The sequence below is a fragment of the Archangium sp. genome, assembly GCF_036388035.1.
Lineage (GTDB): Bacteria > Myxococcota > Myxococcia > Myxococcales > Myxococcaceae > Archangium.
In genome coordinates this window covers 1-8,214 of record NZ_DASVSO010000357.1, presented here as the reverse complement: position 1 = coordinate 8,214, position 8,214 = coordinate 1, and the positions used below count along the sequence as shown (strand labels likewise).

The following is an 8,214-nucleotide window of genomic DNA, read 5'->3' as shown; positions in this document are numbered from 1 at the left end:
GGTGGGCATCTTCCAGCCCACGCTGCAGGGCGCGCGCCTCACCGCGTCCGGGCTGGAGCTGCTCCACAGCGATCCGGACGGCACGGACAACGCGGGAGATGGCACCGTGCCGCGCGTGTCCGCCCTGCCGGTGGAGAGCCGGCACCACGCGCGCGCCATGTACAGCCCCACGTCCCACGCCTCGCTGCAGAACGCCGCCGAGGTGCTCGCCCACGTGGAGGGCATCCTCACGAGTCAGCGCATCGACCTCGACAAGTACCGCGCGCCGGAGTTGCCGCCCAAGCAGCTCTCGCTCCACCTCGACGATGCGTACGCGCACGACGAGCCCGTCACCTTCCGCGTCCGCCCCTCGCAGGAGCCCGTCTCGCTCGAGGCGTTCGTCACCCACGTGGAGACGAAGCGGGGGCCCAGGCTGGCGCTCAAGCGCGACAAGGACGGCTTCCACGTGGGCGAGCTGCCCCCGCTGGCGCCGGGCCTGTACCGCATCGTCGTCAAGGGAGGCCCCGAGGTCGTCCCCGTGTCCAACGTCTTCGCCGTCTTCCCGCGCGAGGACGAGCTGGCGCAGGTGGGGGAGGAGGGCGAGGTGAAGGTCAAGCCGACGCGCTCGCCCGAGCTGCCCGGGGGAGAGCACCGGAGCGTGCCCGCTGCCGCGGCGCCGCGGGTGCAGGTCGGCCTCGCCCAGCGGCAGCCCCCCGACAACACGGCCCCGGCTCCCGCGTTGGAGGCGTTCTCCGCCGCGCCCGAGGCCCAGGCCGAGGGGCAGACCATCACCCGGCATCCCTCGGTGACCCCCGGAGGGCCCGCGAGCCCGGGACGGCGGCTCTCCCTGACCGTGGACCTGCTGCGCGAGCCGGTGGATGTGCAGACGGAGTCCTCGGGCCTCCTCCTGTCCGGCCTCGACGCGGACTGGAGCGAGGTGCCCATCAAGGTGCGCCTGCTCTGCTCCGAGCTGAAGTTCGAGCCCGGTGGGGATACGGGCGAGGTGAGGGTGCGGCGCAACCAGGACTCGATCGCCGCCACCTTCACCGCCACCGTGCGCGAGAGTGCCGCCGAGGAGTTCGTCGTGGTGGCCACCTTCGAGCACAAGGGGCGCTTCTGCGGCGCGGCCCGGCGGCGCATCCCCGTCGTGTCCGATGGGACGGGCAGCCCCGGTCCGTCCTCCTCCACTCCCTCCTCCTCCCCCTCGCCGTCCGGAGCGGCTCCCATCTCCGCTTCCTCCGGTGCGCTCGAGGCCTTCTCCGAGGTCAAGGACGGGGGAACGTTCTCCCTGGACCTCCACGTCAAGAGTCCCTACCTGACGGTGCAGATCCACCGCCTGGATCGGGGCAACCCGCGGCGCCTGTACTGGATGATGCAGGTGGGCGTGGAGTGCAAGGGTCTGCCGGCCCGGCTCTCGGGCGAGGTGGACCTGGGCTCGGATCCGGCGGCCTTCTTCCAGAGTCTGGCCTCCACGGCGCGCGAGCTGCGCTCCGGCAAGCACTTCACCTGGTTCATCGGGATGGGGGAGTTCCTCTACGACAGGACGCCCGCCGCCTTCCGTCAGACGTTTCGGGCCCTGCGGGAGCAGTACGGCTCGGACTTCCCCATCCAGTTCATCACCGACGATCCGCATATCCCCTGGGAGCTGATGGTCCCCAAGGACGTGCCCGACGCGGGGCTGCTGTGCATGGAGCACCCGGTGGCGCGGTGGCTGCTCGATTACGAGACCTCGCTGACGGCGCGGCTGCCTCAAGGGGCTGTCGTCACCATCGCGCCGGACTACCAGGATCACAAGATGCTCGCGCCGCTGCCGGAGGCGCAGGAGGAGTCGTCGCTGCTCGCGCAGCGGTTCGGCGCGATGCGCGTGCCCGGCAGCTACAGGCCGGTGATGGACTTGCTGGAGGGCCACTACATCAAGAAGCCCATCGCGGTGCTGCACTTCGCCGGGCACGGCAAGTACAGCGGAGATGATGCGGCGCCTTCCTGCATCTACCTGGAGGACGAGCCGCTGCAGACGCTGGATGTGCGCAACTCCATGGTGAAGCTGGGCCAGAAGTCGAGGCCGCTCGTGCTCTTCAACGCCTGTGAGGTGGGAGCGGCCCGGGACATGCTGGGCGGCATGGGCGGTTGGGCGGAGGCCTTCGTCAACCGGGGCTTCTCTGGCTTCATCGCGCCCATGTGGCCGGTGCAGGACGCGCATGCCCGCGAGGCCGTGGAGCAGCTCATGGCGGACCTGCGGGAGAAGCACCACACCGTGGGGCAGGCGCTGCGAGACTTGCGCCAGCGCGCGGCGCGGACGTCTCCCACGTACCTGTCCTACGTGTTCGTGGGGGATGTCATGGCGCGCTTCGCTCCAGCGGTCGCCGATGCCCGTACGGCGGCGGCGTGAGGCTCAGGCCCTCGTGTCGAGTGCGAGGGCCACCATCGTCTCGGTGACGTCGCTCGGGTAGTAGTTGGAGAAGCCGGGGAGGCCCATGAGGGCGGCCTCGGCATGGTCCATGTCGTCCAGCCGCACCACGCGCGAGCCCGGCACCTCCGCGTCCACCGCGTTCACCAGCCCGTCGCACGCCCAGCCGTAGCGCTCCTGCACGTATGCGCACAGCGGCCGCATCAGCGAGCGCCTCGACAGCCGCGATGTCGCCAGCGCCACCGTGGGCACGTCCACGGGGTAGGGGTGGCGTCGCACGAACTCCATCCGCCGCGCGTACGACAGGTCCTCCACCGAGCCCGCCTTTCCCTGGAAGAGCGAGGGGAAGGCCACGTCCAGCAGCCGCCGCAGCGAGGGCGTCGTCACCAGGTCATTGGCGATGACCGAGCCGCCAAAGGGTGCCTGCAGCGCCACCATCGCGCGCACGTGGCGGCGCAAGTCCGGGTAGAGCGCCAGCGTGCTCATCGCCTCCACGCCCCCCTTGCTGTGGCCCACCAGCACCACCGTGCGGCCAAAGTGGGCGGCGTCCAGCAGCGCGTCGCGCACCACCTCCACGTTGTCCGAGAGCCGACCCTCGGTGTCCACCGCCACCGCGCGCGTCTCCAGCCCCCGCTTCTCCAGGCGAAGCTGGTTGTCCTCCAGGTAGCCAGGCAGCTCGTCTCCCAGCATCCCCTTCACCAGCAGGTACAGGTGGCGCCTCGCCTCGTCCGGCAGCACCGGCTCGTCCTCGCGCACGCGCTGGTGCACCTCGCGGAAGCGCGCCGTGATGTCCTCCGTGGGCGACGGCGTCTCCGCCTTGAACCAGCCGGCGAGCCCCGTGCTGCCGGCGCCGGACCAGCGCTCGGCCTCGGGCAGGCCGCGCAGCGAGCGCACGAGCCTGGCCACCGCGCCCGGGGCGGGTGACTTCAGGGTGTTGGCGACGGGGTGCTCCCCCTGGGACGGGGGCGGCGGAGGGCGGGAAAGGAGGTCCTTCTGGGACATGCGGACCCGGAGTCTACCAGGGCCGGGCCCATCCTTTCTCCCCCGCCCCGGGGCCCGTGGTACAAGGTGGGGGTCATCGGGAGGAAGGGCTCTGACAACCGGACAGGAATGGCTGGTGGATGTGAGCGGGTGCCCGCCGGAGCGCCTGAAGGAGCCCGGTGTGCTCGCGGCCCTGTTCGAGGAGCTCGTCGTGCTGTTGGAGCTGAAGGTGGTGGGTCAGCCGCAGTGGCACGTCTTCCCCGAGCCGGGTGGCATCACCGGACTGGCGCTGCTCGCGGAGAGCCACCTGGCCGTCCACACCTTCCCCGAGCACGGCTTCGCCGCGCTCAATGTCTACTGCTGCCGCCCCCGCTCGCGCCCGGACTTCGAGGCGCTGGTGGGGCGGCACCTCGGCGCGGCCTCCTGCCGCGTCCGTGAGCTGCCTCGGGGGGTAGGGGCGTGACGCAGGGCAATTGCCCCTCCTGTGGGGCTCCCATCGAGTTCACCGCTGGCACCGCGCTGGTGGTGGTGTGCGACCACTGCCAGACGGTGGTGGCGAAGAAGGGCCTCAACCTCGAGGCGCACGGGAAGATCGGCGCCATCGTCGACACCGACTCGCCCCTCCAGCTCAACGCGGAGGGCCGCATCGGCCGCGTCGGCTACCGGCTGGTGGGCCATCTCCAGAAGGACCACGGCGCGGGGCCCTGGGACGAGTGGTACGCGGAGCTCGACGACGGGCGCACCGGGTGGATCTCCGAGGCCGAGGGCGCCTTCTACTTCCTGCTCGCCTCGGGCGTGGAGCAGGGCCTGGGGTACGACGACCTGCATCCCGGCCAGCGCCTCAGCCTGAAGGACCACCGCTTCGTGGTGGAGGAGCGCGGGCGTGGCCGGGTGGTGTCCGCCGCGGGCCAGCTGCCCAGTGACGTGGACCCGAGCGCGGACAGCTACTACGTGGATGTCACGGGCCCGGGCGGCGTCTTCGCCACGCTGGACTTTGGCACCGAGCGGGGGGACCCCGAGGTCTACATCGGCCGGAAGCTGAAGCTGACTGAGCTGGGCATCGCCGCGGACCAGCTCCGGCCCCGGGTGAAGAAGGTGGCGCTGCAGCAGGCGCGCTGCCCCAACTGCAACGGCGCGCTGGAGCTGCGCGCTCCGGACCGGACCAAGCGCGTGGCCTGCCCCTACTGCGGCGCGCTGCTCGACGCGAGCCAGGGCAAGCTGGCCTTCCTCCAGGTGCTGGAGAAGCCGGACCACCCGCCCCTCATCCCGCTGGGGGCCCGGGGCAAGCTGGATGGCGCGCAGTGGATCTGCATCGGCTTCCTGGTGCGCTCGGCCACGGTGGAGGGCGTGCGCTACCCCTGGGAGGAGTACCTCCTCTTCAACCGGGAGCGCGGCTTCACCTGGCTGATGAACTCCAACGGGCACTGGGTGTACCTCACGCCCCTGGACGCGGGCGAGGTGGCGGTGGCCGAGGGCGTCGCCGCGCACCTGGAGGGCAAGCGCTACCGGGCCTTCCAGCGCGTGACGGCCATCACCGATGCCGTGCTGGGCGAGTTCTACTGGGAGGTGAAGGCGGGCGAGTGGGCCGAGGCCGAGGAGTACGTGAATCCCCCGTACTCGGTGAACCTGGACCGCAACAACAACGAGGTGACGTACACGCGGGGCGAGTACCTGCTGCCCGAGGTGGTGCGCGACGCCTTCCAGCTCAAGGAGCCCCTGCCGACGCCCCACGGCATCGCCCCCAGCCAGCCCAACCCGAACTCGAGCGCGCCCGCGTGGAAGTGGACGGGCCTCTGGGCCATGGTGCTGCTCGCCGTGTACCTCGTGGTCAACGTGCGGGCCGCCAATGAGACGGTGCTGGTGGAGGAGGTGACGGTGGCGCAGGACGCCCAGTCCGGCACGCCCACGGCCATGCACTTCAGCCAGCCCTTCGAGATTCACAAGCGGGGCAACGTGCGCGCCGAGGTGTCCTCGCCCGTGCGCAACGGCTGGCTCGGCGTCCAGGGAGACCTGGTGAACGAGGCCACCGGCGAGGTGGTCAGCTTCTACGAGGAGATCAGCTACTACTCCGGCAGCGACTCGGACGGCTCCTGGAGCGAGGGAGGCCAGAGCGAGGCGGAGTACGTGTCCTCGGTGGCGCCGGGGCGCTACGTGCTGCGCACCACCGCCTTCTTCGACGGCCCGCCGCAGGGGCACAACTACAAGGTGGCGCTCGTCAGTGACACCCCGCGTGGCAACTGGTTCTGTTGCGCGCTGGTGATGCTGCTCATCGCGCCCGCGCTGGCCTTCTTCCGCTCCTCCAGCTTCGAGTCGGCCCGCTGGGCGGAGAGCAACCTGGGCTCCAGCTCGAATGATTGAGGGAGGGTGGCCATGAAGTACATCGGTGGAGTCATCGTGCTGCTCTACGCCGTGGTGGCGTTCTCGGGCTGGGAGCCCTTCACTCGCTCGCAGCGCGGCCAGGTGGCGGGCGTGCGCGGCGGTGGAGTGCGTACCTGGACCGGCGGTTTCATGGGAGGGAAGTGATGCTGATGGGGCTGCTGGCAGTGGTGGTGAACGTGGACAACCTGGTGGCGAGCCTCGTGTACTCGCTCATCGGGCTGGCGGTGTTCGTGGCGGGCCTGTTCGTGTTCCGGCTCATCATGCCGTTCGACGTGCACAAGGAGATCGAGGTCGACCAGAACACGGCCCTCGGCATCGTCATGGGCTCCTTCATCATCGGCCTGGCCATCATCGTGGCCGCGGCCATCTCGGGCTGATGCCCCCGTCGCAGGCCGTACCCGCGTGAACAAGACGCTCCTCTTCGTCACCGTCCTCGTCATCGCGACGTGCGGGCTCATCTACGAGCTCATCGTCGGCACGCTCGCCAGCTACCTCCTCGGCGACTCCATCACCCAGTTCTCCACGGTGATTGGGGGCTACCTCTTCGCCATGGGGATTGGCAGCTGGTTGTCGCGCTTCATCGAGCGCGGCGTGGCCCAGCGCTTCGTGGAGATCGAGCTGGGGGTGGCGCTCGCGGGCGGCTTCTGCGCGCCGCTGCTCTTCCTCACCTTCGCCCTCACGGACGTCTTCCGGGTGGCGCTGTACGGCAGCGTGCTGGCCATCGGCACGCTGGTGGGGCTGGAGATTCCCCTGCTGCTGCGCATCCTCAAGGACCAGGTGAAGTTCAAGGACCTGGTCAGCCAGGTGCTGACGTTCGACTACCTGGGCGCGCTGGCGGCGAGCATCTCCTTCCCGCTGTTCTTCGTGCCCAAGCTGGGGCTGGTGCGCACCTCGCTGATGTTCGGCCTGCTCAACGCGCTGGTGGGCCTGTGGAGCACGTGGCTGCTGGCGCCCGTGCTCGCCCACCCGACGCGGCTGCGGGTGAAGGCGGTGCTGCTCAGCGTCCTGCTGGTGGTGGGGCTCGTGCTGGGCGACCGGCTGACGAACTTCTCCGAGGAGCACCTCTACGCGGACGAGGTGGTGCACGCGACGAGCTCGCCCTACCAGCGCATCGTGGTGACGCGCAGCAAGCGGGGCTTCTCGCTGTACCTCAACGGCAACCTCCAGTTCTCCAGCGTGGACGAGTACCGCTACCACGAGGCCCTGGTGCACCCGGCCCTGGTGCGCGCGGGCAAGGTGGAGCGGGTGCTGGTGCTCGGCGGCGGGGACGGGCTCGCGGGGCGGGAGATCCTCAAGTACCCCGAGGTGAAGAACGTCACCCTGGTGGACCTGGACCCGGCGATCACCGGGCTCGCCACGCGCTACGGCGAGCTGGCGCAGCTCAACGCGCACGCGCTGACGGACCCGCGCATGCACGTCGTCAACACGGACGCGATGAAGTTCCTCGGGGAGGGGAGCGACACCTGGGACGTCATCGTGGTGGACTTCCCGGACCCGAACAACTTCTCGCTGGGCAAGCTCTACACCACGGGCTTCTACAAGCTGCTGAAGAAGCGGCTGGCACCGGACGGGGTGGCCGTCATCCAGAGCACCTCGCCGCTGTTCGCCCGGCGCTCCTTCTGGTGCATCGACACCACGCTGAAGGCGGCGGGCTTCTGGACGCAGCCGTACCACGCGCTGGTGCCCTCCTTCGGCGAGTGGGGCTACGTGCTGGTGGCCCACGAGGGCACGCCCCAGCGCCGCCCGCTGCCCGAGGGGCTGCGCTTCCTCTCCGAGGACACGCTCGCCACGCTCTTCCAGTTCCCCTCGGACCTGGGCCCGCTGCCGGCGGAGGTGAACCGGCTGAACAACCAGGTGCTCGTCCACTACTACGAGGAGGAGTGGTCGCGGTGGAACTGACGCGGCGCGAGCTCGTCGCCGCGTTCCTCGGCTCGGCGGTGGCGGCCAGTGCGTGCCGGCGGGAGCGCCCGCGCGCGCCCGTGCCCGGGGCCATCGTGGATAGGGCCGTGGACGTGGGGCACAAGCTGCGGGGCGGCCCCCTGCCGCGCGCGGCGGAGGCCCAGCCGGTGGACGTGCTGGTGGTGGGCGCGGGCGTGGCGGGCCTGAGCGCGGCGTGGCGACTGGCGGCCGCGGGCGTGAAGGACGTGCGGGTGGTGGAGCTGGAGTCGGAGCCCGGGGGCACGGCGCGCTCGGGGCGCAACGAGGTGTCCGCGTACCCGTGGGGCGCGCACTACCTGCCGGCCCCGCTGGTGGACGCCGGGCCGGTGATGCGGCTGCTGCGCGAGCTGGGCGCGGTGACGGGCGTGGACGCCGAGGGCTACCCCACCTTCGCCGAGGAGATGCTCATCCGCGAGCCCGAGGAGCGCCTCTTCTACAAGGGCGAGTGGTACGAGGGCCTCTACCTGCGCGCGGGGGCGAGCGCGGCGGACCTCGCCGAGCTGGAGCGCTTCGAGGCGAGGATGAACGCC

8 protein-coding genes are annotated in these 8,214 nt (G+C 70.7%); 7 read left to right on the top strand and 1 reads right to left on the bottom strand.

What is annotated here, in order from left to right; translation table 11 throughout:
* Positions 1–2,368, top strand: a 2,368-nt coding sequence (locus tag VF697_RS14510; RefSeq protein WP_331095333.1) for a CHAT domain-containing protein, incomplete at its 5' end; no start/stop codon positions are given.
* A 3-nt stretch (positions 2,369–2,371) separates the two neighbouring features.
* Here the strand turns inward: VF697_RS14510 and VF697_RS14505 are convergent.
* Positions 2,372–3,388 (bottom strand): lipase, encoded by a 1,017-nt coding sequence (locus tag VF697_RS14505; protein ID WP_331095331.1) that lies wholly within the window; start codon positions 3,386–3,388, stop codon positions 2,372–2,374.
* 115 nt (positions 3,389–3,503) lie between these two features.
* On the opposite strand from VF697_RS14505, the gene speD reads away from it, so the two are divergent.
* The 6 genes from speD to VF697_RS14475 form a co-directional block, all read left to right on the top strand.
* Positions 3,504–3,830 carry an S-adenosylmethionine decarboxylase gene (gene speD, locus VF697_RS14500; protein WP_331095329.1) on the top strand — a complete coding sequence of 109 codons (327 nt, stop codon included), beginning with the start codon at positions 3,504–3,506 and terminating at the stop codon, positions 3,828–3,830.
* The gene (locus tag VF697_RS14495; protein ID WP_331095327.1) at positions 3,827–5,725 is read left to right on the top strand and encodes a DUF4178 domain-containing protein; all 1,899 of its coding nucleotides are present in this window, start codon (positions 3,827–3,829) and stop codon (positions 5,723–5,725) included. The genes speD and VF697_RS14495 overlap by 4 nt, the downstream gene beginning before the upstream one ends.
* A 12-nt stretch (positions 5,726–5,737) precedes the next feature.
* Positions 5,738–5,890, top strand: coding sequence for a hypothetical protein (locus VF697_RS14490; protein ID WP_331095325.1), 153 nt, complete (start codon positions 5,738–5,740; stop codon positions 5,888–5,890).
* Positions 5,891–5,895: 5 nt separating this feature from the next.
* Complete coding sequence (locus tag VF697_RS14485) at positions 5,896–6,123, top strand: DUF350 domain-containing protein (RefSeq protein ID WP_331095323.1); 228 nt, start codon at positions 5,896–5,898, stop codon at positions 6,121–6,123.
* A 25-nt stretch (positions 6,124–6,148) separates the two neighbouring features.
* A complete protein-coding gene (locus VF697_RS14480) occupies positions 6,149–7,645 on the top strand; it encodes a polyamine aminopropyltransferase (RefSeq protein WP_331095322.1) in 1,497 nt (498 codons plus the stop codon).
* Positions 7,636–8,214 (top strand): NAD(P)-binding protein (locus VF697_RS14475; RefSeq protein ID WP_331095320.1); only part of this gene is annotated, 579 nt, incomplete at its 3' end. The genes VF697_RS14480 and VF697_RS14475, both read left to right, overlap by 10 nt.

Excerpts from the sequence above, each read along its gene's own strand:
- VF697_RS14505 (WP_331095331.1), bottom strand. The coding sequence starts at position 3,388 with ATGTCCCAGAAGGACCTCCTTTCCCGCCCTCCGCCGCCCCCGTCCCAG.
- VF697_RS14490 (WP_331095325.1), top strand. The coding sequence starts at position 5,738 with ATGAAGTACATCGGTGGAGTCATCGTGCTGCTCTACGCCGTGGTGGCG.
- VF697_RS14485 (WP_331095323.1), top strand. The coding sequence starts at position 5,896 with ATGGGGCTGCTGGCAGTGGTGGTGAACGTGGACAACCTGGTGGCGAGC.